Annotated in this window: 19 protein-coding genes; 4 read left to right on the forward strand and 15 right to left on the reverse strand. The window is 71.3% G+C overall.

Annotated elements, in window-relative coordinates:
• Window positions 1-78: 78 nt before the first annotated feature.
• The 5 genes from ABT300_RS11410 to ABT300_RS11430 all read right to left on the reverse strand — a co-directional run bounded on the left by ABT300_RS11410 (window position 79) and on the right by ABT300_RS11430 (window position 8,863).
• A complete protein-coding gene (locus ABT300_RS11410; RefSeq protein WP_351674071.1) occupies window positions 79-837 on the reverse strand; it encodes an NUDIX hydrolase in 759 nt (252 codons plus the stop codon).
• A 94-nt stretch (window positions 838-931) separates the two neighbouring features.
• On the reverse strand, window positions 932-2,851 hold the full coding sequence (locus ABT300_RS11415; RefSeq protein ID WP_351674114.1) for a glycogen debranching N-terminal domain-containing protein: 1,920 nt from the start codon (window positions 2,849-2,851) through the stop codon (window positions 932-934).
• Window positions 2,852-3,490: 639 nt separating this feature from the next.
• Window positions 3,491-5,257, reverse strand: a complete 1,767-nt coding sequence (locus tag ABT300_RS11420; RefSeq protein ID WP_351674072.1) for a DUF4192 domain-containing protein — start codon at window positions 5,255-5,257, stop codon at window positions 3,491-3,493.
• An 82-nt stretch (window positions 5,258-5,339) separates the two neighbouring features.
• Complete coding sequence (locus ABT300_RS11425) at window positions 5,340-6,353, reverse strand: nitroreductase/quinone reductase family protein (protein WP_351674073.1); 1,014 nt, start codon at window positions 6,351-6,353, stop codon at window positions 5,340-5,342.
• A 350-nt stretch (window positions 6,354-6,703) separates the two neighbouring features.
• Window positions 6,704-8,863: a RecQ family ATP-dependent DNA helicase gene (locus ABT300_RS11430; RefSeq protein ID WP_351674074.1), complete on the reverse strand. Its 2,160-nt coding sequence runs from the start codon at window positions 8,861-8,863 to the stop codon at window positions 6,704-6,706.
• Window positions 8,864-9,190: 327 nt separating this feature from the next.
• On the opposite strand from ABT300_RS11430, the gene ABT300_RS11435 reads away from it, so the two are divergent.
• Window positions 9,191-9,811 (forward strand): hypothetical protein, encoded by a 621-nt coding sequence (locus tag ABT300_RS11435; protein ID WP_351674076.1) that lies wholly within the window; start codon window positions 9,191-9,193, stop codon window positions 9,809-9,811.
• Window positions 9,812-10,112: 301 nt separating this feature from the next.
• Here the strand turns inward: ABT300_RS11435 and ABT300_RS11440 are convergent, their stop codons facing one another.
• The 3 genes from ABT300_RS11440 to ABT300_RS11450 all read right to left on the reverse strand — a co-directional run bounded on the left by ABT300_RS11440 (window position 10,113) and on the right by ABT300_RS11450 (window position 12,244).
• Window positions 10,113-10,745: a hypothetical protein gene (locus ABT300_RS11440; RefSeq protein ID WP_351674078.1), complete on the reverse strand. Its 633-nt coding sequence runs from the start codon at window positions 10,743-10,745 to the stop codon at window positions 10,113-10,115.
• Window positions 10,746-10,813: 68 nt separating this feature from the next.
• Window positions 10,814-11,515 (reverse strand): ribonuclease HII, encoded by a 702-nt coding sequence (rnhB, locus tag ABT300_RS11445; protein ID WP_351674080.1) that lies wholly within the window; start codon window positions 11,513-11,515, stop codon window positions 10,814-10,816.
• 105 nt (window positions 11,516-11,620) lie between these two features.
• A complete protein-coding gene (locus tag ABT300_RS11450; RefSeq protein WP_351674082.1) occupies window positions 11,621-12,244 on the reverse strand; it encodes a TetR/AcrR family transcriptional regulator in 624 nt (207 codons plus the stop codon).
• 253 nt (window positions 12,245-12,497) lie between these two features.
• Between ABT300_RS11450 and ABT300_RS11455 the strand changes: the two genes are divergently transcribed.
• A complete protein-coding gene (locus ABT300_RS11455) occupies window positions 12,498-14,045 on the forward strand; it encodes an MFS transporter (protein WP_351674083.1) in 1,548 nt (515 codons plus the stop codon).
• Between the two features lie 402 nt (window positions 14,046-14,447).
• Here the strand turns inward: ABT300_RS11455 and ABT300_RS11460 are convergent, their stop codons facing one another.
• The 3 genes from ABT300_RS11460 to ABT300_RS11470 all read right to left on the reverse strand — a co-directional run bounded on the left by ABT300_RS11460 (window position 14,448) and on the right by ABT300_RS11470 (window position 16,756).
• The gene (locus ABT300_RS11460) at window positions 14,448-15,353 is read right to left on the reverse strand and encodes an ADP-ribosylglycohydrolase family protein (protein ID WP_351674084.1); all 906 of its coding nucleotides are present in this window, start codon (window positions 15,351-15,353) and stop codon (window positions 14,448-14,450) included.
• Window positions 15,350-16,027, reverse strand: coding sequence for a histidine phosphatase family protein (locus ABT300_RS11465; protein WP_351674086.1), 678 nt, complete (start codon window positions 16,025-16,027; stop codon window positions 15,350-15,352). Before ABT300_RS11465 ends, ABT300_RS11460 begins: the two co-directional genes overlap by 4 nt.
• A 123-nt stretch (window positions 16,028-16,150) precedes the next feature.
• Entirely contained in the window at window positions 16,151-16,756 is a 606-nt protein-coding gene (locus tag ABT300_RS11470) for a YdbC family protein (protein ID WP_319277667.1), read from the reverse strand.
• Window positions 16,757-16,917: 161 nt separating this feature from the next.
• Here ABT300_RS11470 and ABT300_RS11475 point away from each other — a divergent pair, with 161 nt between their 5' ends.
• On the forward strand, window positions 16,918-17,451 hold the full coding sequence (locus ABT300_RS11475) for a TerD family protein (RefSeq protein ID WP_351674088.1): 534 nt from the start codon (window positions 16,918-16,920) through the stop codon (window positions 17,449-17,451).
• Between the two features lie 128 nt (window positions 17,452-17,579).
• Here ABT300_RS11475 and ABT300_RS11480 read toward each other — a convergent pair whose 3' ends face one another.
• Together ABT300_RS11480 and nrdR are read right to left on the reverse strand one after the other, a co-directional pair.
• Window positions 17,580-20,480 (reverse strand): vitamin B12-dependent ribonucleotide reductase, encoded by a 2,901-nt coding sequence (locus ABT300_RS11480; RefSeq protein ID WP_351674090.1) that lies wholly within the window; start codon window positions 20,478-20,480, stop codon window positions 17,580-17,582.
• Window positions 20,481-20,644: 164 nt separating this feature from the next.
• Entirely contained in the window at window positions 20,645-21,232 is a 588-nt protein-coding gene (nrdR, locus tag ABT300_RS11485) for a transcriptional regulator NrdR (RefSeq protein ID WP_351674092.1), read from the reverse strand.
• A gap of 697 nt (window positions 21,233-21,929) precedes the next feature.
• Here nrdR and lexA point away from each other — a divergent pair.
• Window positions 21,930-22,706, forward strand: coding sequence for a transcriptional repressor LexA (gene lexA, locus ABT300_RS11490; RefSeq protein ID WP_351674094.1), 777 nt, complete (start codon window positions 21,930-21,932; stop codon window positions 22,704-22,706).
• Window positions 22,707-22,827: 121 nt separating this feature from the next.
• Here lexA and ABT300_RS11495 read toward each other — a convergent pair whose 3' ends face one another.
• The gene (locus ABT300_RS11495) at window positions 22,828-24,867 is read right to left on the reverse strand and encodes an ATP-dependent DNA helicase (protein WP_351674096.1); all 2,040 of its coding nucleotides are present in this window, start codon (window positions 24,865-24,867) and stop codon (window positions 22,828-22,830) included.
• Window positions 24,868-25,105: 238 nt separating this feature from the next.
• On the reverse strand, window positions 25,106-25,777 hold the full coding sequence (locus tag ABT300_RS11500; protein WP_502977919.1) for a GNAT family N-acetyltransferase: 672 nt from the start codon (window positions 25,775-25,777) through the stop codon (window positions 25,106-25,108).
• Window positions 25,778-25,821 lie beyond the last annotated feature (44 nt).

Here is a 25,821-nt window from a genome sequence, read left to right on the forward strand (position 1 = left end):
TCAGGAAGATAGCGCGCTATATCCCTTTTTTCCGTGTACCGCACGGTCAGTCGCGCATCAGTGGTCCTGGCGCCCTCCTCAGACCTCCGGGCGCAGCATCGGCGGGTTGAGCAGCGTCGCGCCGCCGGCCCTGAACAGTTGCGCGGGGCGGCCGCCCTGCCGGGTGGTAGTGCCGCCGGTGGGGACGAGGAAGCCGGGCGTGCCCGTCACCTTGCGGTGGAAGTTGCGCGGGTCGAGCGCCACTCCCCACACCGCCTCGTAGACGCGCCGCAGTTCGCCGACCGTGAACTCCGTGGGGCAGAACGCGGTCGCGAGGGAGGAGTACTCGATCTTCGAGCGGGCGCGTTCCACTCCGTCGGCGAGGATCCGGGCGTGGTCGAAGGCCAGCGGTGCGACCGGTTCGCCGTCCCGGCCGTGCCCGCCCTGCTGGAGCAGTTCCTCGACGGGCGCCCAGCGCGCGTTGCTGGCGTCGCCGCCCGCTCGCGGAGCCGGCAGGTCGGGGGCGAGCGCCAGATGCGCGACGCTCACCACGCGCATGCGGGGATCGCGCTCGGGATCGCCGTATGTGGCCAGTTGTTCCAGGTGGGCGCCGTTGTCCTGGGCCGGGGCCGAGGGGTCGTGGGCGTGCAGCCCGGTCTCCTCCGCCAGCTCGCGCGCCGCCGCCTGGGTGAGGTCCTCGTCGGCCCGTACGAAACCGCCGGGCAGCGCCCACCATCCCTGGAACGGCTCCTCGCCCCGGCGTACCGCCAGCGCGCACAGGGCATGGCGGCGCACGGTCAGCACGACCAGGTCCACGGTGACGGCGAAGGGCGGAAAGGCTGACGGGTCGTAGGACATGCGGCGATCATAGTCGTCTTCCTGACGATAAACACGCCCTTCATCGGCCGCACCGGTGCCGACCGTCGCTGCGGGAGGGAACGGAACCCAGAGGTCACACACCCAGTTGAAGGCCTTCGGCAGCTTCCTCCACCATGGCGAGTCCGAGCCGACTGACCCGTACGGAGAAGGGGGCGTCCGCGACCCGCAACCCCGTGAGACCGACCTCGCCCAGGGGCGCGCTGGGCAGCGGGCGCAGGGCGACGGTCCCGGCCGGGGCGTCGGGCCGGACGCCGACGAGGGAGGTCAGCAGCAGGACGCCTGCCGCTGCGGCGGTCGCGGCGGGCCGGCATGCGGCCGGATGGGGAAGCGGCGAGCCTCCGTCCCCGCGCTGCTCCCCGGCGTACATCTCCGGGAGACGGTGGCCGAAGGCCTCGGACGCGGCCAGAACGCCCCGAAGCAGCGCGGTGCTCTCCTTCTCGTAGCCCGCGGCCGCCATGCCCGCGACCGCGATCGCCGTCTCATGGATGCGCACGGCGCCGCTGCGGTGCCCGAACGGGTTGTATCCGGCTTCCTTGGCGCCGAGGCCGCGAAGCCCCCAGCCGGAATCCATGACGGGTCCGCCGAGCAGCCGGGCGAGCTGCTCGGTCTGCACCTTGTCCAGCAGCCCCGGAGCGTGGGCGCCGCCGCCCAGCAGCCCGGTGTCGAGGAGGTGGGCCGCCGTCGCGCAGAGGTGGGGCAGCGTCCGCCCGTCCGGAGTACGCGCCGCGGCGGGCCGGCCGCCGCCGGGGTCGTCGATCCAGAAGTCCCGGCGGAACACGGCCCTCGAGGTCCGCGCCCAATCCCGCAGGGCGCCGCCGCCCGGTCTCGCGCAGGCGTCGAGCAGGTCGGCCCCGAGCAGGGCCGCGCGGTGAGCGTGGGCCTGCGTCTCACAGCGCACGGGGCCGTCGGGCTGGGGGTCGCTCAGGTAGGGCTGGTCTCCGACCGCTCCACGCAGCCAGGTCAGGCAGCGCTCGGCCGCGGGCAGGAGCTCCTCCGTCGCGCGATCGGGCAGTCCCCAGCGACGGGCCTCGGCGAGGAGGGCCGGAAAGAGCAACGTGGCCTCGGTGCCCGTGCAGCCCGGCGGGAGGTGCGGGCCGGCGTCCCGCCGGGGACCGGGGATCATGCCGGAGCGGGGGCCCGGCCCGGTGATCTGGGTGCGGGCCAGGATGCGCAGCGTCCCCGCGGCGAGGCGCGTCCCGAGCGGCAGCGTCATACGGGCGGCGGCCAGGGCGTCGGCCGGGGCGAGGCCGCAGCGCCAGGGCGCTCCGGCGGCCAGATGCGTGTCCGCGGGGTGCGCGGGGTCGCGCACCAGGAGCGCCCGCAGATCCCTGACGCTCGTCGCCAGGAGGGCCCGGACGCGGGGATCGTCGCCGTCGGCGCTCGCCGGAGCCAGGGGGCTGGTCGCCGCACGGCCCGCGGTCCGGACCGGTCCCGCACCCTCCAGACGCACCCTCAGCTCCACGCGGACGCTGCCGCCGGGAGGGATGTCGAACTCCCAGCGCAGCAGACCCGCGGCGGCGATGGCGTCGGCGGGCGGAGGCTGGGCGGTGACGTACGAGGTTCCGTTGACACCGGACCAACGCAGGCCGGAGTCATGGACGCTGGCGGGCAGTTCGGGACCGGCGGCGCCGGCCGCGATCGCGCCCAGGTCGGCCAGGTCGGCGCCGAGAGCCACCTCCACCGGCAGGCGCAGCGGCCGTGCGGCGGCACTGCGCAGGGTGATCTGCTCGACGCCGTCCGCCGAGCGGGTCCGCTCGACGATCACGTCGGGGTCCGGGCCGCCGTGCGGCGTGACGCGCAGAGCGGCGACGAAGCGGGCGCAGTCGGCGGATGTCATCCGGGCCTGGACGACGAGCGGTTCGCGGCCCGCCACCCGCAGCAGGCACCGGGACAGAATCCGTCGCCCCGCCCGGTAGACCCCGTCCAGTCCGCGGCCCGTGAGCTGTCCCTGGTCGGACGAGACGGCGAGACCGGGCAGGGCGACGCAGATCATCGCCGTGTGGGCGGGCGGCAGTCCGGTCGTGCGCGGCGCGGACAGCGGCACGCTGCCTCTGCCCGGCGGCGTGGACGCAAGGCGCGCCGCGCCCGCCGACGAGAAGCGGGGGGTGCCGCGAACGCCCTGACCGGCGGCCGGGCCCGGCCCTGCGCCCGACATCCCGAGCGGCGAGGGCGGCGGGGTACGGACGGCTGAAGACGTCTGCGCGACAGGCAAGGGTGCCTGGATCGGCGGAACCGGCGGAAGCAGCGGAACCGGTGGAACTGCCGGAACCGGTGGGACCGGTGGGACCGGTGGGACCGGCGAAGTGGGTGGCGTGGGGGTCGCGGGGGCGGACGCCGTGCGGGGGCTGTCGAGGCGGGAGCGGCCGTCGGCGGTGGAGGGCGGAGTCGGCTGATGCATGGGTGACTTCTTCTGCTCTCTGTGCGCCTCGGGCTTGGTCGAGGCCTGGTGGAAGGCTCCGGCTGGGGCGGGTCCGCGCGGCGGAGCACCCGTGCGGGCGTTCCGCCACTCAGGTGAACGGGGCTGCACTCCCCCAGGTCACGCACCGGGTCGCAGGCCCCACCGAATGGCGGTGGACGGGCGCAGCGCTCCGTCGCCCACGCCCGGCGATCCCGATCCGATCCCGCTCCGGCCTCACGGCCTGCCAGGAACGGCGTCACCGTCGGAGCGTCCGCTGTCGGAACGTCCGCCGTCGGGGCGGGCGCCTTGAGAGCAGGTGCCCTCGGGGCTGGGCCCGTCGGATCGCGCGCCTTGGGGGCGGGCGCCACGACGCCGGACGGCGGCCTTGTCTACGGGATGCGAGCGGGACCTGCCCGGGCCGACCGCCGCGGGGCGGGTGAGACGCGGCTTCTGGGGGCGGGAGCGGGGGGTTCGCGCAGCCGGAGCGCAGCTACCCGGTTCCGCCGACGCCGGTCCCGGGAGCGGGCCCTCGACTTCTCCCCTCGTTTCCGGCTTCTCCCCCGTTTCCGGGTCTTCCCCCGCCTCCTGCGCCTGCACCGCTGTCCGCGGCTGCTCCGTCTCCCGATGCGGCTCCGCCTCGTGTGACGTCTGTCCTGTCCCGAGTGCCGCCGGGCGCGCACGTCCCCTGCCTTCGGCCCGGAGGCAGCGGCGTACCGACTCGGGGTCGAGGCCTTCGTTGCAGGCCTGGTGCAGGAGGCGGGCGAAGAGATATCCGGGATCGGCGCCCAAGGCCATCGCGAGGGCCTCCCTCGCCTCGAGTTCGTCGCCGCTCGACCAGGCGACCCAGCCGGCCAGGGTGAGGGGAGCCGCCGCGTGCTCGCCGTACGGTCCCACGCACCGTCGGGCCAGCGCCCGCCACAGACGCAGCGCCGGGGCGGCCTCCTCGCCCTCCATCCACTCCGCCGCCCGGTCGCGCGTCACCCGGTCCTGCAGACCGAGGATCAGGACGGCGGCCTCGTCCGGTTCGAGCAGGTCGTCGTCCCGGCGGTCGGCCGCCGCGGAGCCCGGCACGACCGGCGCCTCGGCGAGGCGCCGCATGACGTGCCGTGCCAGTGCGAGCGTCTCTTCGGCCACCGACGTGCGGCTCGCCTCGTCGAGGATCCGCGGGACGAGCGCCAGACCCACGGTGTCCAGGGTGATCTCCTGCTCCAGCGCGGCGGCGGTCTCCAAAGGCTGCAGCCGGGCGCGCAGTTCGCGCAGGGTGCCTCGGACCTGGATGCCCGCGTAGGTCGCGGCCGCAGCCAGGACGGAAGTCCCGGGCAGTCCCATGGGAACGCCTTCGACCGGGCAGCAGCCCTTGCCCGCGCAGCAGTACGACCAGAATCGGCCGTCGGAGATGCAGAGCGCCTCGATGACGGGGACGTCGAGGCGCCCGCACGCGACGCGCAGTTCCTGGGCCAGCGGCTGCAGGCGTTCCATGGTCCGACGGCCCGTCTCTCCGCTCGTCGGTTCCTGGCAGAGGTAGGCGACCATCTGCGCGGGGCGGGCGCCCCTGCGCTCACCGCCTGTCACGAGCCCGCGCGCCAACTGGTCGGCGACGGCCGGCCAGTCGTCGGGGTTCGAGGGGATGCCGAGTCGGGCCCGACCCCCGAACCGGCCCCGACCTCCCTCGTCGTGCAGGGCGACCAGGACGACGCTGTCCTCCGGCCGGTAGCCGAGCAGGTAGGGCAGGGCGTCGGCCAGTTCCTCCGGGGTGCGCAGGGTGACCTGGTGAACGGCGGCGCCCCACCCTTCTCCACCTCCCTCGCCCCGGTCGTGTGCTCCTGGACCATGTCCTTCCGGACCGTGCCCTTCCCGGTCGTGTCCTTCCCCGTCGTGCCCCTTCCCGTCGCGCCCGTCCCGACGACGTCCCTCCTGGTCGGGGGTGTCCGGTCCGTCCCCCGCCCAGTCGGTAATGTCGCGGTTTTCAGGGGTTCCCATGGCTTCGCTGTGGTTCGTCATGCCCTGACGATCTCGCGGATCGCAAAGTTCCGCTTGGCCTGTGGATAAGTCGGGTCAGAGACATGCCAATCGGGCTACTCCGTCAGTCGACGTACGGAGCCGGCGCCGTCGCGTTGAGCGCGGTGACGATCGTCTCCTCCTCGTAGGTGAAGTGGCTCTCGAGCCGCTGGGCCAGCCGCTCGAGCTCCTCCCGCAGCCGTCTCGGGTCGGACTCGCCGGGGACGAAACCGTCCACGAGCTCCCGGATGGCCTGTTGGGCTCGCGCCACCGCCTTGTGCTCGTCCCCGAGCTGGGCCAAAGCCGGCGCCAAGGCGGGGAAGTGTTCCGCGAGCCTCGGGAACAAGGCCATGTCCTCACCTCCGTGATGCTTCGTCAGCGCGCCGCAGAAATCGAGGCAGCGGGCGCGCATCTGCTGGGCGAGGCCCGGCGCGGTCCGCTCGATCCTCGCGGCGCTGCCCTCGACCAGCCGATCGGCCTGTTCGCGAAGCGTCTTCAGCTCGCCCCGCAGCCAGTCGTGCACCTCGACGATCCAGTCGCCCATCCCTTTGACCCGTTCCGCTCCGGGCACGGGGCCGATCCGATGCAGCACGATCACCGGGATCACCCGCGCCGTGCGGGCCTGGTGGTCGGCGTAGCCCGGCTCCTCCTCGACCACGCGGCCGAAAAGCTCGTCGCGTTCTCGACGCTGCGGAACGGCTGCGATCGCCTGATATGCGTCGGTGCCGGTCTCCACCGTCACGATCGGGTTCCTGCGGATGTTGTGATACCAACCGGGATGCTTGTCGGCGCCATTCGCGGAGGCGACGACGACGCCTTTTCCGTCGAACTCGAGATATCCCAGGACGCTTTCGCGGCGCAGGCCGGTCCTGGCCCCGACCGTCGTCAACACGGTCAAGGTCCAGCCTTCGAACATTCCGCCCAACTTGCCCCCGTTGGCGCGAAACTCGGCGATGGCACCGCGCTGGAAGTCATGGACGTCGAAGCCGGCCCAGCCCTCTGTCTGCTCCTGCCAGGCCTCAACCTGCGCGTTTCGCCGCTCGGCCTGCTCCTGCCGCGTCACGGCCTTTTCCTTGGCGTCGGCCTGATTCTCGCTCATGTGCTGCCTTTCGGTGTCGGCTGATCGCAGAGAGACAGCCACGCCACCGGAAAATCGACACACGAATGCCCCGCATACCTACGCAGTGAAAGTGGGCGCAGCAATCCCCGGGTGGGATCGACGAGCTGCGAGAGACGGAACGGTGCCGATCTCTGTAATGGCGAGTAGCCGCTACCTCCATGCGTAGGCCCATACGGGGCTCGGCAAAACCGTAACACCGAGTGCATGCACCCGGCAACGCTCACTCGACGTGCCGCCTTTCGGGCAAACGACTTTTCCCGAAAGGGAAGTTGAGGCCTCTCGTACCTGAGCGTGCCCTGGATCGCGACCGGGAACGCGGCCGGGAGCGCTCAGCCGGCCGTGGCGAGCACCAGCGGCAGGACGTCTCCCCCGCCGGCCCGGCGCAGCAGCCGCGCCGCCACGGCGAGGGTCCAGCCGGAGTCGGTGAAGTCGTCCACGAGCAGGACGGGGCCCGGAGACCCCGCCAGGGCCTCGGCCAGCTCCTCCGAGACGGCGAACGCCCCGGACAGTGCCCGGACGCGCTGGGCGGAGTTGCTGCGCCGCGCCGCGTGCGCGCCGCCGGGACCCGTGTAGGTCAGCGCGCCGAGAAACGGCAGGCGGCCGATGGTCGCGATGCCTTCGGCGAGAGAGCCGACCAGCTGCGGGCGGGACAGGGACGGCACGGCGACGACCCCGACCGGCCGGGCGGCGGCGTCCGGGCCGTTCGTGGCCCAGCCCTCGGGAGAGCGCGCCCAGTCTGCGAGCACCGCCACCGCCGCCTTCAGGACGTCGTCCGGAACTGGCTGGTCAGGGGCGTTCTCAGCCAGCAGCGGGCGCAGCCGGTTGCCCCAGCCGATGTCCGACAGGCGTCCCAGCGCCCGTCCGGCGGCGCACTGCTCCTTGGCGGGGATCCGGCCCTTCAGCTCGACGCCCAGCGCGGGAAGCCCGGTCGGCCACATCCGGCGCGGCTCGACCTCCACTCCCGGGCGGTCCAACTCTCTCGTGGCGCCGGTCAGCGTCTCCGCAGAGACCGTCGGGTCGGCCCAGGGGCCCGCGCAGTTGTCACACCGGCCGCAGGGCCGGGCGCCTTCGTCGTCCAGCTGCCGGCGCAAGAACTCCATCCGGCATCCCGACGTGCTCACGTAGTCGCGCATGGCCTGCTGCTCCGCGGCCCGCTGTCGCGCCACCCACGCATAGCGCTCGGCGTCGTACACCCATGGGGCGCCCGTGGACGTCCAGCCGCCCTTGACCCGCTTGACCGCGCCGTCGACGTCCAGCACCTTCAGCATGGTCTCCAGTCGGCTGCGCCGGAGATCCACCGCCGTCTCCAGGGCCGGCACGGACAGCGGCCGTCCGGCCTCGGCGAGAGCCGCGAGGGTCTGCCTGACCTGCTGCTCGGGCGGGAACGCGGTGTCGGCGAAGTAGCGCCAGATGGCCTCGTCCTCCTTGCCCGGCAACAGCAGCACGTCGGCGTGGGCCACGCCGCGACCCGCGCGCCCCACCTGCTGGTAGTAGGCGATCGGCGAGGACGGCGACCCGAGATGGATCACGAAGCCCAGGTCGGGCTTGTCGAACCCCATGCCGAGCGCGGAGGTCGCCACCAGCGCCTTGACCCGGTTCTCCTGCAGGTCGGACTCGGCCTGCAGCCGGTCGGCGTTCTCCGTGCGGCCCGTGTAGGACGCCACCTCGAAGCCGCGCTGCCGCAGAAAGGCGGTGGCCTCCTCGGCCGCTGCGACGGTGAGCGCGTAGACGATGCCGGAGCCAGGCAGCTCGTCCAGGTGCTCGGCGAGCCAGGCCAGACGGTGCGCCGCGTCCGGCAGCCGGACCACGCCCAGCCGCAGGCTCTCCCGGTCCAACGCGCCGCGGAGCACCAGGGCCTCACCGCCGCCGGTGCCCAACTGCTCGGCCACATCGGCCGTCACCCGGGCGTTGGCGGTCGCGGTCGTGGCCAGCACCGGCACGCCCGGGGCGAGTTCGGCGAGCATCGCCCGCAACCGACGGTAGTCCGGCCGGAAGTCGTGCCCCCAGTCGGAGATGCAATGCGCCTCGTCGACCACCAGGAGACCGGTCGTCGACGCGAGCTTGGGCAGCACCTGATCGCGGAAGTCGACGGAGTTGAGACGCTCGGGGCTGACCAGGAGGACGTCGGTCTCACCGCGTTCGACCTCGTCGTACACGGTCTCCCACTCCTCCGGGTTGGCCGAGTTGATGGTGTGTGCCCGGATCCCGGCCCGAGCCGCCGCCTCCACCTGATTGCGCATCAGCGCCAGCAGCGGCGAGACGATCACCGTCGGACCCGAGCCGCGCCGGCGCAGCAGAGCGGTGGCGACGAAGTACACCGCCGACTTGCCCCATCCGGTGCGCTGCACCACCAGGGCCCGCCGGCGCTCCCGCACCAGGGCCGCCACCGCCTGCCACTGGTCCTCCCGCAGCCGGGCGGTCCCCGCGGGGGCGCCGACGAGCTCGGCGAGGATGGCGTCGGCTTCGCTGCGCAGCTCCAGATCGTCCATGTCTCCATGCAACCCGATGGCACTGACATTGAGCCACTTCACGCAGCGTGACGACGGTCTTGCGATGGGTCCGAGAAGGCCCGGCGAGCCGTAGTGGAACGGTGGGCTCAGGCGTCCTGCAGTGAATCACCGGGTAGGGATATAAGTCACTCGCCGCCATATAACGGTCGGCAGCCCCAATTGCTCGTTGCCGCATCCAAGTTCGACAGGAAGAATTGAGGTCCGCTCCCCGCACGGCTGGCCCGTCGTCCGCTAGGGCTCTGCTGCGGCGTGCGCTCCCCCTCATCCGCCCCGCCCGCAGTGTGGGCCGTAGCCGAAGGGAGGATCGTGACCTTCGGATTCGCTCCGTCCTCGGCGGCATCGTTGTCGACGAACACGTCCGCCGCTTCCGCCAACCGTTTGCTCGAGCCTGCCGAATGGGCTTCGGCCGGCATCCCGCTGCTGCGCAGTCCGCGGGAGGTCGTCAGCGGGCTGCACTCTCGGCACCGGCCGGGGCCGGCCACCGCGATCGTGGCCGTGCTCGACCCGGACGAGAGGGTACGGGCGAGCGCCTCGTTCACCCGTCGCCAGGCGTCGACCGACGGCTGGATGTACCGCAACGCACTGCTCGCCCAGCTGCGCCGGGTCATCCCGCACGACCTGCGGCGCCGCACCCCGGTGCGCACCGCCGTGCTGCTCTACTGCCGTGACGGCGACGCGCGCTGGACCGAGGAGGACGGCGCGTGGATGTGGGGCCTGCGAGACGCCTGCACGCTGCACGGGCTGCGCTGCGGGGCGTACATCACGCTGACCCGGGACGGCTGGCAGGTCCTCGGCGAGGGCCGGGGCGGCCGTCGGCCCAACGCGGAGTCGGCCCCCGAGCCGTTCGCGCTCTCCGAGGCCCCGCCCCCGCTGCCGCGGACCGGCGGCGCCGCCTCGGAGGTACTGCGCCGCGCTGCCGCCCGCTGACGCCCGAACGGCCGCCCCTGAGGGCGACCGTTCGGCGCAGAATCACCGGTCACCCGGTGCGGGGGCCATGGGCCGCCCGCCCGGGGATCACCGGCCGCCGGCCTCAGGACCGCCTGTCGCCGGTCCCCGGATCACCGGCGACAGGCGACAGGCGAAGCTCACGCGATCAGCCGAGCCGGCGCTCCGGACACGCCACAGAGGCGTCGCAGCATGACGCCTCTGTGCACGCTGTACCCGCTCGTGGCACACGTGCCGTGCACCCGGCGTGCACCCCGGGATGCCGTGGAGCCGTGGGAGCGGATCAGACGCCCGTGCCCAGCACCGCGTTGATCTGCTGGGGGTCGCCGCAGCAGATCAGCAGGGCGCCGGCCCGGGTACGGGCCAGCGTCAGAGCCGCGGCCACCGTGTCGTCGCCGCCGTTGACGGCGACCACGACCACCGGACGCACGCCCGCACGGCCCGCCACGGCGGCGGCGGCGTAGAAGACGTCGTCGCCCGCGTCGTGCTGCGCCCAGTACGGTGCCTCACCGAAGGAGAGCTCGTGGGCGGCCCAGGGGTGCTGCTCGCCGGTGGTGATCACCAGCAAGTCCCCCGGGGCGCGGCCCGACTCCAGGAGGAGGTCCACAGCCTCCTCGGCGGCGTCCAGCGCACCCTCGGCCGAGGCCGGGATCAACTGGACCTGAGGAGCCGCCGAAGTGGACGCGGCGGCAGGGGAAGCCGTGGCCGGCGGCCCGGGCTTGACTGCCCCGTCACGCGGCGCGCGCTGCGCCGGCGGCGTGGGCCGGAGGGGTCCGGGACGACCGGGACGCGACGGAGCCGCGGGACGGGGTCCGGGTACAGGTCGAGGGGTCGGCGCGGTGCGGCCGCTGGCCGGAGTCGCGCGGGGACCCTGGGCACTCTCGTGAATCTGAGGCTCCTCGGGAATGAGAGGCATGAGCTGTTATTTATCAAACGTTGGCACGACACGCGCCAGTGGGTGGCACATCAGTGCGGCCGGAGTCGTCAGAAGTCGAAGCCGAGCTGGCCTTCGATCTCCGGAGCGCTTCCGTCCGCCCAGCTGCGGGCCTTCTTGAGGTGCCGCCACTGGGGCAGCGCATCAAGATACGCCCACGACAACCGGTGGTACGGGGTGGGGCCCCGCTCCTCCAGTGCGGCCTTGTGCACGGGCGACGGGTAACCGGCGTTGTCCGCAAAGCCGAAGTCTGCATGTTCGATGCCCAGTTCGGCCATCATTTTGTCGCGCTGCACCTTGGCGATCACCGAGGCCGCCGCGACCGCCACGCACGACTGGTCACCCTTGATCACCGTGCGGACCTGCCACGGAGCGCCGAGATAGTCGTGCTTGCCGTCGAGGATCACCGCGTCCGGCCGGACCGGAAGGGCGTCCAGCGCGCGTCCGGCGGCGAGCCGCAGCGCGGCGGTCATCCCCAGATCGTCGATCTCCTCCGGGGAGGCGTGCCCGAGGGCGTGCGACGTCACCCAGTCGAGCAGCACCGCGGAGAGCGCGGTGCGTCGCTTGAGGGTGAGGAGTTTGGAGTCGGTGAGGCCCGCGGGCGGTCGGCGTAGCCCGGTGACCGCCGCGCAGACGGTGACGGGTCCGGCCCAGGCGCCGCGGCCCACCTCGTCGACACCGGCAATGATCTTCGCTCCGGTCGTGGCGCGAAGGGAGCGCTCGACGGTGTGAGTAGGCGGTTCGTACGGCATGGCGTCCTTAGGTTACGCCGACCGGATCCCGGAGCGACACCCCCGGTCCGCTCGGCGGTCGCCGGGCCGCGGCATCGCCCGATTCCGGCGTCGCCGCGCCGCCGTTCAGGACGCGTCCGGCCGCAGCAGCGGCAACATGAGCTGGTCGATCATCTCGTCGAGATCACGGTCGTTCCATTCGCACGAGCACATCTTGGATCGGTACATCATGACTGCCGGGATGACGTCGAAGACGTAGCTGTTCGCCGCGTCGGGCCGCACCTCCCCCCTCTCGATTCCCCGGCTGATCACCTCGTGCAGGAGCGCGACGGTGGGCTCCACCACCCCCTCGAGGATCAGGGCCTGGAAGCGTCCCGCCTGGGACGGATCGCATTCGTGAATCAACGAGCGCAGCGCGAAACCGGGGCGGGAGTACATCGCGTCCCGCGCGGTCCGGCACAGGGCCACCAGATCCGCCCGCACACTGCCCAGGTCCGGAACGCCGTCGAACCTGGGCAGTCCGGCCCGCAGAGCGTCGGCGACCAGGTCCTCCTTGGACGGCCAGCGACGGTAGACGGCCGCTTTGCCGGTCTGGGCGCCGGCCGCGACTCCCTCCATCGTGAGGCCGTTCCAGCCGACCGTGCCCAACTGATCCAGCGCGGCATCGAGAATCGCGCGTTCGAGCACGGCGCCGCGCCGGCGAAGGGAGGTCGCCTGAGCGGGGGCGGCCGTCCAGCGCGAAGTAACCATCTGACTGTCTCCAGCGAGCAGTAGGAGCGGGGATTGCGGGTGATGCAGGGACCGCGGGCGAAGCAGGGACTGCAGGTGGGCGGGGAGCGGGGTGGAGCGAGGCCGGGCCGGTGAGGCCCTGCGGGATCGCGACGGGGGACACGCCGCCGGGGCGACGCCACGAGTGAACGCTTGCGTTCACTACCGAGGACTCACTACCGTTGACGCGCCAGTGAACGCCAGCGTTCACTAATGCTCTTGTGGGGGACCCATAGTGACGACCTCTCAGTTGATCCAGAAGCAGAAACCGGGTGCGACCCGCCGGGCGGGACACCCCGGCATCGCGCTCACCGTCATCGCGGCCTGCCAACTCATGGTGGTACTCGACGCGACGATTGTGAACATCGCACTCCCGCACATTCAAGACGCGCTCAAGTTCAGCACCACCGACCTCACCTGGGTGGTCAGCGCCTACACGCTCACCTTCGGCGGACTGCTGCTGCTCGGCGCCCGAGCGGGCGACATCCTCGGCCGACGCCGGGCCTTCATGGCCGGCATCCTGATCTTCACCTTCGCCTCGCTCCTGGGCGGACTGGCCCAGGAGCCCTGGCAGTTGCTGGCCGCACGGGCCCTGCAGGGCGTCGGCGGCGCCATCGCGTCGCCCACCTCTCTGGCGCTGATCACCACGACGTTCCCCGAGGGCCCCGAGCGCAACCGGGCCTTCGGCGTCTTCGCGGCCGTCTCCGCGGGCGGCGGAGCCATCGGACTGCTCGCGGGCGGCATGCTCACCGAGTGGCTCGACTGGCGCTGGGTGCTGTTCGTGAACGTGCCCATCGGCGTGCTGATCGCCGCCGTCGCGCCGCTGTACATCAACGAGTCCGAGCGTCATCCCGGTCGCTTCGACGTCGCGGGCGCACTGACGTCGACGGCCGGCATGGCCTCCCTGGTCTACGCCTTCATCCGTGCGGCCGAGGAGGGCTGGCGGGACGGCCTGACCCTCGGCGCGTTCGCGGCGGCCGCGATCCTGCTGATCGGCTTCGTCTTCACCGAGATGCGGGCCAAGGAGCCGATCACCCCGCTGAAGATGTTCGCCGACCGCAACCGCTCCGGCACGTACGTGATCATGCTGAGCCTCGCTGCCGCGATGTTCGGCATGTTCTTCTACATCGTCCTCTTCGTGCAGAACATCTTGGGGTACAGCCCGATCAAGGCAGGCCTGGCCTTCCTTCCGGTCACCGTCGCCATCGCGACGGGCGCGGGCCTGTCGCAGCGCTTCCTGCCGGTGCTCGGCCCCAAGCCGTTCATGCTGGCCGGGTCCGCGCTGGTGGCGGTCGGACTCACCTGGCAGGCGTTCATCACCCCGGACAGCTCCTACGCCGGCGGGGTGCTCGGGCCCATGCTGGTCTTCGCCTTCGGCATGGGGCTCAACTTCGTGACGGTCACCGTCACAGCGGTGTCCGGCGTCGCCCCGCACGAGGCGGGCGCGGCCTCCGGGCTGCTCAACGCCACGCAACAGGTCGGCGGCTCGCTCGGGTTGTCCATTCTGACGACCGTCTTCGGGTCCGCGAGCAAGGACGAGGCGGAGAAGCAGCTGCCCCGGTTCCTCGCCGACGGCACCCCGCAGCAGAAGGCGGAATTCGCCACGACGCACCAGCTTCCCGCCCCCTGGGGACACGAGGTGCTCGCCCACGGCATCTCGACGGCGTTCGTGCCGGCCGCCGCCATGGCTGTGCTCGCTCTGGTGACGGCCTTCTTCGTGATCCGGGTCCGCAAGAGCGACCTGGAAGCGCTGTCCGGCACGGCGGGCCCCGCAGTGGGGTGACCGTGCGCACGTAAGGGCCGCCCCGGGAGCGACACCGCCTGCCACAGCGCAGCGACGGGCTCCCCGGAGGCGGCCCTGTCGGCGGCCTCGGGACAACGACGTGATCACGAACAGCACTGCCAGCACGAACCTCATACCCACCCCCTGGATCGCTCCCCGACCCCGCACCGTCCCGCCCACGCCCCGAGGCGGGCTTCGCGCACCTCACGCCTGGGCTTCGCACGCATCACGCGCCGATACCCGGACAACGCCGAGCGGTCACTCAGAGTTCCCATCCGACACGGAGAGTTTTCGCGGCCGGTTGCGGCGGTCCGCCGCGGACGGGCACGCCTCCCACACGGGCACCGCACTCACGCGGTGGCGAGCAGCCGCACCGTCACACGGCGGTGAGCGCCGGCCTCGTCACGCGCTGCCGGGCAGCCACTCCGGAAGAGCCTCGACCTGTCCCGTCCACACGGCCGGCGGCGTTCCCGCCTTCCCGCCGGCCAGGATGCCGCCCACGATCGCGCAGGTCGTGTCCACGTCCCCGCCGACCTGCGCGGTCGTCCAGAACGCCGTCTCGAAGTCGCCGAGGGCGCGGGCGGCCGACCAGACCGCGAAGGGGACGGTGTCATGGGCGGACGTACGCCGTCCGCAGCCCAGGACGGCCGCCACGGTGCCCGCGTCGGCGTAGTCGAGCATGTCCCGGGCGCGGCGCAGCCCGGCGCCGACGGCGCTCTTCGGCACGAGGGCGACGATGCCGTCCAGCAGCGCCTCGGCACTGGGCGGCCCTCCGGGTGCGGCTGCCAGCGCGGCGGCCGCGGCGACGGCCATGGCCCCGACCACGGCTTCCCGGTGCTGATGCGTGGGATAGGCGGAGATCTCGGCCTGGTGGGTCGCCTGCTCCGGGTCGTCCGCGTACCAGGCGCCGAGCGGGGCGACGCGCATCGCGGCGCCGTTGCCCCAGGAACCCTGCCCGTTGAACAGGGCGGCCGACAGCTCACGCCAGTCCGCGCCCTCCCTGACGAGCCGCAGCAGTCGGTTGACGGCGGGGCCGTATCCGCGGTCGAAGTCGTGGTGCTCCGCGAAGGAGCGAGCCAGGGCGTCCTGGTCGATGCGGTGGTGCGCGGCCAGGACAGCGACGACGGAGCACGCCATCTCGGTGTCGTCCGTCCACTGCCACGGTCCGGGCGGCAGCTCGCGGCGCTGGAGCAGGGGGAAGTTCACCGGAACGAAGAACTGCGAGCCCAGCGCGTCGCCCACGGCGAGACCGCGCAGACTGGCGAGGGCCCGGTCGAGGCGCCCTGCGGGCGAGGAATCGGCTGTCATCTCTCTGCCACTCTATCTCCGGTGATTCCGTACGGCTCCGGCTCCCGCCAGCGGTTGAACGGCAGGTCGAGGGTGTATTTGCCGTCCTCGCCGAGAACGAGCATCCGCGTCTCGGCGTTCCCGGGATTGGCGAGCGACTCGAAGTCGGCGACCGTCCAGTGGAACCAGCGCATGCAGAACAGCCGCATCGCCAGCCCGTGCGTCACGAGGAGCACGTTCGGAGGGTGGTCGGGGGCCTCGAAGCTGCGGAACAGGCTCTCCAGGAAGCCGCCCACGCGGTCGTAGACGTCGGCTCCGCTCTCCCCCTGCGCGAACCGGTAGAAGAAGTGTCCGTAGGCGTCCCGGTAGGTCTTCTGCAACTGGACGTCGTCGCGGTCCTGCCAGTTTCCCCAGTCCTGCTCACGCAGGCGGGGCTCCTCCCGTACGCGTATGAGCTCGGGGTCGAGGTGGAAGGCCCCGAGGGTCTCGTGCGTACGCCGGTAGGGGGAGACGTACACGCTGACCCGCTCGCGGCCGAAGACCTCCCGCAGGTGCTTTCCCGTCTCCTCCGCCTGCCGGCGGCCCCGCTCCGTCAGGCCCAGGGCATGATCGGGTTCTCGCTCGTAGACGGTGTCGTCAACATTGCCCGTCGACTCGCCGTGCCGGACAAGGACGATACGCCGTGGTCGTGCCATGCCAAGACCCTAGATCGACCGACGCCCGATCGAGCACTCCGGCGGCCTCCATACGGCGTAGGTCACATCGATCCGCACCGGAAGACGCCAGACGGCGCACCTTCATCACCCCCTGGACCGGGGTCAGACCGTCCAGCCCGGCTCGAGTTCGACGATGTCGCCGGTGAGGGAGGCGATGTCCGCCTCCGTCTGGGCACGGAGGGCGAGCCGCTCCACGCGCTCGGTGCGGTACTTGCCGTGCTCGGCCTGTGAGCGCCACATCGACAGCACCAGGAACTCATGGCCGGGCGCCTCGGCGAACATGCCCCGGATCATCCCCGGGGAGCCGGCCATGGCCGGGTTCCAGACCTTCTCCTGCATCAGGGTGAAGTGCTCGGCGCGTTCCTCGTGGACGCGGCACAGGGCCACCCGCACCACGTCGGAGTCGGTGAAGCGGGGCTCGAAACCCGTTTTCACGTCGAAGCGGTGGTCGAACAGCCGCGCCTGCGCGTCCTTGAACGTGCCCGCCTGGGCGGTCGCCAGCCGGTCGTGGGAGCGGGCCATGAAGGAGTCGTAGAAGGCACGGCTCTCCCAGAAGGCGAAGACATGCGCGACGGAGGGCCGTGCCCTGCTCCAGCCCCCGCCCTGTCCCCGGAACCCCGGCTCCCCCAGAAGCCCCGCCCACTTTCGCTGTCCCCGTTCGAAACCGCGGCGGTCCACCACGGTGCAGCGAATCCACTTGACCAGCACCGCGCCATGGTAAGGCCAGGGAGCGTGGCGTTGGTCACGCTCCGGAAGAGAGCAGGCCTGCGACGGCGCACGCCCCCGTGGCAGGATGGACAACCGGCCCTGGCGACCGAGCAGTTCGGGGTGACGACGGCAAGACGCGGGAAACGGGGAGGGGAAGTCCGGTGAGCGGACTGAACAAGGGCATCCGCAAGATCGAGATGTCGCTCAAGTGGGACCCGAGCCCGGCAGGTCGGCCGCCGACCGACCTGGACATCGTGGCCGCGACGTATCTGACGAACGACCCGCAGGGTGAGCCGGCCTACGTGGTGCACTTCGACAGCCGCTCCCCCGACGGCACGATCTATCTCAACCGGGACAGCAAGGACGGCAAGGGCTTCGGCTGGGACGAGGTCATGACGCTGGAACTCGACCGCCTGGACGCGCGGTACGCGCGCGTGGTCATCGGCGTCGTCATCCAGCAGATCCAGGAGCACCGGACGTTCGTCAGCGTGCTGAACCCCGCCTTCCGGATAAGGGAGGGCTACACCGTCCTGGACGAGAACGACTTCGGCGACGTCCTCGGCGCGACGGCGGCGACGGTCGGGGAGTTCGTCCGCGAGTCGTCCGACAGCTGGTCGTTCCACTCCGGCGTGCAGGGCTTCGAGGACGACCCGTCGGCGTTCACCCGGATCATGGGCCGGATGCGCCGCCCCTGACCGTCGCCGGACTCGGGGAAACGCCCGCACTCGGGGAACGCCCGGGCCCGGGGAACGCCGAGGGCGGCGGAGCCGGACATCGACTCCACCGCCCTGACGAGCTGGTCAGTTCCAGCGGACGACCGACGTCAGCTGCAGCCGCTCGTGGATCCGCAGCCCTCGCAGATGTAGCAGGAACCCGCGCGCTGCATCTTCGTGCCGCAGGAGAAGCAGAGCGGGGCGTCGGCCTGGATGCCCAGCTGCATCTCCACCAGTTCGGCGCTGGTGTGGACCTGCTTCGGGGCGGGCTCGACGGCCTCGACCTCGGCCTTCGGCGTGGCGACGGCCTTGAGGTCCGTCGGACGCGGGGCCGACTGGGCCAGACCCTCGACGTCCACGTTCTCCTCCTCGAAGGTCGGCTCGTACGAACCGGTCTCCAGGTGGCGCTGGCGCTCCTCGGCGGAGTGGATGCCGAGCGCGGAACGCGTCTCGAACGGCAGGAAGTCGAGCGCCAGACGTCGGAAGATGTAGTCGACGATCGACTGCGCCATCCGCACGTCCGGGTCGTCGGTCATGCCGGCCGGCTCGAAGCGCATGTTGGTGAACTTCGAGACGTACGTCTCCAGGGGCACGCCGTACTGGAGACCGACGGAGACCGCGATGGAGAAGGCGTCCATCATTCCGGCGAGGGTCGAGCCCTGCTTGGACATCTTCAGGAAGACCTCGCCGAGACCGTCGTCCGGGTAGGAGTTGGCGGTCATGTAGCCCTCGGCGCCGCCGACCGTGAACGAGGTCGTGATGCCGGGACGGCCCTTGGGGAGCCGTTTGCGGACCGGGCGGTACTCGATGACCTTCTCGACCGCGGCGCGGATCGTCTCCTCGGCCTTCTCCGTGACCTCGGTCTTCTCCTTCTCCTTGGTCTTCGCGGAGAGAGGCTGGCCGACCTTGCAGTTGTCGCGGTAGATGGCGAGGGCCTTGACGCCGAGCTTCCAGGCCTCGAAGTAGATCTCCTCGACCTCCTCGACGGTCGCCGTCTCCGGCATGTTGACCGTCTTGGAGATGGCTCCGGAGATCCACGGCTGGATCGCGGCCATCATGCGGACGTGACCCATCGGGGAGATGGCACGCTCGCCCATGGCGCAGTCGAACACCTCGTAGTGCTCGTGCGCGAGACCGGGGGCGTCGATCACGTTGCCGTTCTCGGCGATGTGGGCGACGATCGCCTCGATCTGCTCCTCCTGGTAACCCAGGCGGCGCAGGGCCTGCGGCACGGTGCCGTTGACGATCTGCATCGAGCCGCCGCCGACCAGCTTCTTGAACTTGACCAGGGCGAGGTCGGGCTCGACGCCGGTGGTGTCGCAGGACATCGCGAGACCGATGGTGCCGGTCGGGGCGAGCACGGACGCCTGGGAGTTGCGGAAGCCGTTCTTCTCGCCGAGGCGCAGCACGTCCTGCCAGGCCTCCGTGGCGGCGGCCCACACCGGGGTGTCCAGGTCGTCCATGCGGACGGCCGTGGCGTTGGCGTCGGAGTGCTGCTTCATGACGCGGTTGTGGGCGTCGGCGTTGCGGGCGTAGCCGTCGTAGGGTCCGACGACCGCGGCCAGCTCGGAGGAGCGGCGGTAGGCCGTGCCGGTCATCAGGGACGTGATGGCGCCGGCCAGGGAGCGGCCGCCGTCGGAGTCGTACGCGTGGCCGGTCGCCATCAGCAGGGCGCCGAGGTTGGCGTAGCCGATGCCGAGCTGGCGGAACGCGCGCGTGTTCTCGCCGATCTTCTGCGTCGGGAAGTCCGCGAAGCAGATGGAGATGTCCATCGCGGTGATGACGAGCTCGACGACCTTCTGGAAGCGGTCGGCGTCGAAGGACTGGTGGCCCTTGCTGTCGTCCTTGAGGAACTTCATCAGGTTCAGCGAGGCGAGGTTGCAGGACGTGTTGTCCAGGTGCATGTACTCGCTGCACGGGTTCGACGCGGTGATCCGGCCGGACTCGGGGCAGGTGTGCCAGTTGTTGATCACGCCGTCGTACTGGATGCCCGGGTCGGCACAGGCCCACGCGGCCTCGGCGAGCTTGCGGAAGAGCGCCTTGGCGTCGACCTTCTCGATGATCTCGCCGGTCATCCGGGCGCGGAGACCGAACTCGGCGCCGTTCTCGACGGCCGTCATGAACTCGTCGTTCACGCGGACGCTGTTGTTGGCGTTCTGGTACTGGACGGACGTGATGTCGTCGCCGCCGAGGTCCATGTCGAAGCCCGCGTCGCGCAGGGCGCGGATCTTCTCCTCCTCCTTCACCTTGGTGGCGATGAAGTCCTCGACGTCCGGGTGGTCCACGTCGAGGACGACCATCTTGGCCGCGCGACGGGTGGCGCCGCCGGACTTGATGGTGCCGGCGGAGGCGTCGGCGCCGCGCATGAAGGAGACCGGGCCGGAGGCGTTGCCGCCCGAGGAGAGGAGCTCCTTGGAGGAGCGGATGCGGGAGAGGTTCAGGCCGGCGCCGGAGCCGCCCTTGAAGATCATGCCCTCTTCCTTGTACCAGTCGAGGATGGACTCCATGGAGTCGTCGACGGACAGGATGAAGCAGGCGGAGACCTGCTGGGGCTGCGGGGTGCCCACGTTGAACCAGACGGGGCTGTTGAAGCTGAAGATCTGGTGCAGGAGGGCGTAGGCCAGCTCGTGCTCGAAGATCTCGGCGTCGGCGGGCGAAGCGAAGTAGCTGTGGTCCTCGCCGGCCTTCCGGTACGTCTTCACGATGCGGTCGATCAGCTGCCTGAGCCCGGTCTCGCGCTGCGGGGTGCCGACGGCGCCCCGGAAGTACTTGCTGGTGACGATGTTGACCGCGTTCACCGACCAGAAGTCGGGGAACTCGACGCCACGCTGCTCGAAGTTGACCGAGCCGTCGCGCCAGTTGGTCATGACGACGTCACGGCGCTCCCAGACCACCTCGTCGTACGGATGAACTCCGGGGGTGGTGTGGACGCGCTCGATACGCAGGCCCTTGGTGGTCTTGGCGCCCTTGGATCGGGAACCTCGTGCCGGACCGCTCGCCGTCTCTGTCATGCCGCCTCCCTCTGCGGGCGAAAACGCCCTGAAATGCCACGTTGTTCCCGTGGCACGTTGTTCTGTCTGGTGCTGCGGGCGTCCACTCGCCCTCGCCCACAGCAGGTCTTCGTCCGCCGCCGCACCGGCCGCCAGGACTGTCGAGTCCGGCTCCGGCCCGTCGGTCAGTCGGTGGCGTGTGCGGGCTCGGGGACCTGCACGGTCCCTGCCGGCCCGCCGCCGTCATCCCGGCTCCCCGTGACGGCTCCTGTGTCGTCCTCGGCCCGGGCGTCGTCCGCGCGGTCGTCGTCGTCCGCGTCGAACCCTTCCGGTCCGCGCCTGAGTTCCGCGACGGCTGCCTCGAAGTCCTCGAGCGAGTCGAACGCCCGGTAGACGGAGGCGAAGCGCAGATAGGCGACAAGGTCGAGTTCCTGCAGCGGACCGAGTATGGCCAGCCCCACGTCGTGGGTGGTCAACTCGGCGCTTCCGGTGGCCCGCACCGCTTCCTCGACCCGCTGACCGAGCTGGGCGAGAGCGTCCTCGGTGACCGGCCGCCCCTGGCACGCCTTGCGCACGCCGTTGATGACCTTCGTGCGGCTGAACGGTTCGGTGACCCCGGACCGCTTGACCACCATCAGCGAGCACGTCTCCACGGTCGTGAAACGACGGGAGCAGTCAGGGCACTGGCGGCGCCGACGGATCGACGTGCCGTCGTCCGTGGTCCGACTGTCGACGACACGGCTGTCGGGGTGCCTGCAGAAGGGGCAGTGCATGAACTCCAACCCTCCTCACAGCAGACTCGATGGCCTCGCCAGGCCTCACGGGCCCCTCGAAGCAGCCCCAAGCATAGGGGATCCATGAGCATCCGAAGACACCGGGGACCACAACTTCTGGGCTGCTGCCGTCATCCAACCACTAGATGTTGGGATTGGCTCATACAACCAGGCTGTATCGCGTGTCGCGTCCGAGATCTCACGGCACGCGTTCCGGCGGTCACGCCGAGCACCCGAAACCGTCCGCGCGGGACCGCCTGTCCGGATGCCCCCAGGGCCTGCGTGTACACGCACACACGCATCCGCAAGCGGAACGGCCGCACACCCGAGAGCCCACACCTGCACGCGCGCGTGCACCCGTGCAGTCACGCCCGCGGGGCCCGTGCGGCGATACCGTGAGCGCCACGAGGAGGAGCGGTGGGGCTCTCGCGCAGAGCGGGGCCCGTTCCCGGATCCTCGGGGGGCCTGATGGCAGACTGGGCCACGCCTCGCAAGGTCGTCGACTCCGGCGGTGAAGACTACAACAACGGGTACGACGGCGACTTCGCCCCTCCGCCGGGAGAACCCGCGTCAGCCATACACCCCGACACGTGATCAAGTCAGGCGATGCGCGCTTTTTCACTCGAACGTGTGTTTGGCGCAACCTTTCGAAAGCCACTACCGTTGTCCAGCAGGGAGACAACCGAGAGGGGCCGACGTGACCACCACCGCAGACAGTGCCACCATCACCGCCCAGGACCGCTCCCAGGGCCGACTCGAGCCGGTGCATGCGATGAACGAAATGAATCCCGAGGGACACAAGCGCTCCCTGCCGGGCCGACCTCCAGGGATCCGCGCGGACAGCTCGGGACTCACGGACCGGCAGCGCAGGGTGATCGAGGTCATCAGGGATTCCGTACAGCGGCGCGGATACCCCCCGTCGATGCGGGAGATCGGTCAGGCGGTCGGCCTGTCCAGCACCTCGTCGGTCGCACACCAGCTGATGGCACTGGAGCGCAAGGGCTTCCTGCGCCGTGACCCCCACCGCCCGCGCGCGTACGAGGTGCGGGGCTCCGACCAGGCGGTCTCCGTGCAGCCCACGGACACCGCCGGCAAGCCCGCCGCGTCGTACGTCCCGCTCGTCGGCCGCATCGCCGCCGGCGGCCCTATCCTCGCCGAGGAGTCGGTGGAGGACGTCTTCCCGCTCCCCCGGCAGCTGGTCGGAGACGGCGAGCTGTTCGTGCTGAAGGTCGTCGGCGACTCGATGATCGAGGCCGCGATCTGCGACGGCGACTGGGTCACCGTGCGCCGCCAGCCCGTCGCGGAGAACGGCGACATCGTGGCCGCGATGCTCGACGGCGAGGCGACCGTGAAGCGCTTCAAGCGCGAGGACGGCCATGTGTGGCTGCTCCCGCACAACGCCGCCTACGAGCCGATCCCCGGCGACGACGCGACGATCCTCGGCAAGGTGGTGGCCGTACTCCGCCGCGTCTGAGCACAGCGACGGACGGGCCCTTCCCGTCCCCCTGACTGGGCCCCGGGATCCCTGCGCCGGTTCCGGGGCCCTGTGCTGCGCCCGGACCCTCGAGGGCCCGGGCCTCGGCCGCCCGGCCGGTCTACTCCGTCTCTGCCTCCGCCTGCTCCGGCTCCGTCCGCTCCGTCTCCGGATCCGTCTGTGCCTTGTCTGCCTCCGCCTGCTTCGCCTTCGCGTCGATCGCCGCCAGCGACCTGCGGACCTGGTGGGGGTCCGTGGTGTACCAGAAGTCGGGCAGGGACGCCTTGAGATAGCTGCCGTAGCGGGCCGTCGCCAGCCGCTGGTCCAGGACGGCGACGACCCCGCGGTCTCCCGACGCCCGGACGAGTCGGCCCGCCCCCTGTGCCATGAGCAGTGCCGCGTGGGTGGCCGCCACCGCCATGAAGCCGTTGCCTCCGGCTTCCTCCACCGCCTTCTGGCGCGCGCTCATGAGGGGGTCGTCAGGCCGCGGGAAGGGGATCTTGTCCATGACGACGAGCTGGCAGCTGGGGCCGGGGACGTCGACGCCCTGCCAGAGCGACAGCGTGCCGAACAGACAGGTCCGCGGATCTGCCGAGAAGTTCTTGATCAGCTCGCCGAGCGTCTCCTCGCCCTGGAGGAGGATCGGGAACTCGGGGATGCGCACGCGCAGTTCCTCGGCGGCGAGCTGGGCCGCACGCATGGAGGAGAAGAGGCCGAGGGTGCGGCCGCCGGCTGCCTGGATCAGTTCCGTCAGCTCGTCGAGCATGTCGGCGCGGTCGCCGTCCCGCGCGGGGCGCGCGAGGTGTTTGGCGACGTAGAGGATGCCCTGCTTGCGGTAGTCGAAGGGCGAGCCGACGTCGATGCCCTTCCACTGCGGGACGTCGTCCCCCTGCGTGCCCTCCGGGGCCAGCCCCATCGAAGCGCCCACTCCGTTGAAGTCGCCGCCCAGCTTCAAGGTGGCCGAGGCGAGGGTGACGGAGCGGTCCGTGAAGAGCTTCTCCCGCAGCAGGCCCGAGACCGACATCGGGGCGACGCGCAGCGACGCGCCGAAACGGTCGTGCCGCTCGTACCACACGACGTCCCACTCGGATCCGTTGGTGATCCGCTCCGCCACGTCGTGCACCGACTCGACCGAGGCCAGCGCCTGCTTGCGGACCGCGTCCTCGTCCTGGACCGACTTGTCGCGGGTCGAGCCGATGGCGGAGATGACGGTCCGCGCGGCGTCGCGCAGCGCCATGAGCGCGTAGCCGAGATCCTCCGGGACCTCCTCCAGACGGCCGGGCAGCGCCAGCTCCATCAGCCGCTCGAAGCCCTCGGCGGCCGTCTGCAGCTGGTCGGCCGCCTTTTCGTCGACCAGCTTGGCCGCCCGGCGCACCGCCCGGTTGACCTGGCCGGGGGTGAGCTCGCCCGTCGCGACGCCGGTGACCCGCGAGACCAGCTCGTGGGCCTCGTCGACGATCAGCACCTCGTGCTGCGGAAGGACGGGAGCGCCCTCGATGGCGTCGATGGCGAGCAGGGCGTGGTTGGTGACGACGACATCGGCCAGTTTCGCGCGCTCACGGGCCATCTCCGCGAAGCACTCGGCGCCGTACGCGCACTTGGTCGCGCCCAGGCACTCCCGGGAGGAGACCGAGATCTGCGCCCAGGCCCGGTCGGACACGCCCGGCGTCAGATCGTCGCGGTCACCGGACTCGGTCTCGTCCGACCAGTCCCGCAGTCGCAGCAGGTCCTGGCCCAGCTTGCTGCTGGGCGCGGCGGCCTCGAACTGGTCGAAGAGGCCCTCCTCCTCGTCCTGCGGGACGCCTTCGTGGAGTCGGTGCAGACACAGGTAGTTCGATCTGCCCTTGAGCATCGCGAACTCCGGGCGGCGGCGCAGCAGCGGGTGCAGCGCGTCGACCGTGCGCGGCAGATCCCGCTCCACGAGCTGGCGCTGCAGGGCCAGCGTGGCGGTCGCCACCACGACGCGCTCCCCGTGGGCGAGCGCGGGCACGAGGTAGCCGAGCGACTTACCGGTACCGGTGCCGGCCTGGACCAGCAGATGGGAACCGTCGTCGATCGCCTCGGCGACGGATTCGGCCATGGTCACCTGGCCGGGGCGCTCCGTGCCTCCGACGGCGGCGACGGCGGCATGCAGGAGTTCGGGGAGTGAGGGCTTCGTCATAGCGCGACCACCCTACGGCGCGGCACTGACAATCGGGCGGTCGAGGCGGACGGGAGGGAGGTGATCAAGACGGCGCCCTCGCGCCGCGGGGAGGCGAGGCGAACGAAGATGACCGGGTCGGCACGGTGGACGACCGGTCGACGATCGAGAGTCGACCATGCCCGACCGCGAAAGACCGCCGAAGTTCGGTGTGGACGGATGTGGACGGGTGGGGACCGACGAGAACCGGCGACGGGGTTCACAGCCGATCACGCGGGCTCCGGTCCCGGACCATGAGGGCGGCCCGTTTGGCGGGAAGATCCAGCTCGGCGCAGAACCGGAATCCGGCGCTCAGGAACGCGGCGACGGACGGCACGTTGCGCAGGTCGGGCTCGGCCACCACCCGGACGCACGCGGGCAGGCCGGCCAGGACGAGATCGGCGACGGCGCGCAGCAGCAGGCTCCCGAGCCCTCGCCCCCGGTCGGCGGGACGGCCGATGAGCAGGTGGATCCCGGTGTCGTACGGCCGGGCCGGATAGTGGCCGGCCAGGGGATCGAGATCGGCACGGTAGATCTCCCAATAGCTCATGGGCCGCCCTTCGAGCACTCCCAGGCACGGGACGCTGCGCCCGTCGCCGGCGAGTTGTCCGCGCAGGTGTCGCGCGGTGACGCGGCGGGGTCCCGCCAGTTCCCAGAAGGCCGCGACGGCGGGGTCGTTCATCCACCGGCCGACGAGGGGCAGGTCCCGGTCAAGGCGTACGGGGACGAGGCGGAACGCGCCCACCGGCGTCCTGGCGGTGCCCCAGTCCCCGACACCGAGGCCGAGACCGGCGACGGCGTTGGCGGCCGGGGCGGGCACGGGAACGGGACGGAGTTCGCTTCCGGTCTCGACGGACCGCACGCAGGGCTCCTCTCGGACGGACGCACGCACGGCAGGCGAGTGGCGGCAGGGGGCACAGGGCAGGCGACGCCGGG

It is taken from the genome of Streptomyces sp. NPDC001027, from assembly GCF_040299045.1.
GTDB lineage: Bacteria > Actinomycetota > Actinomycetes > Streptomycetales > Streptomycetaceae > Streptomyces.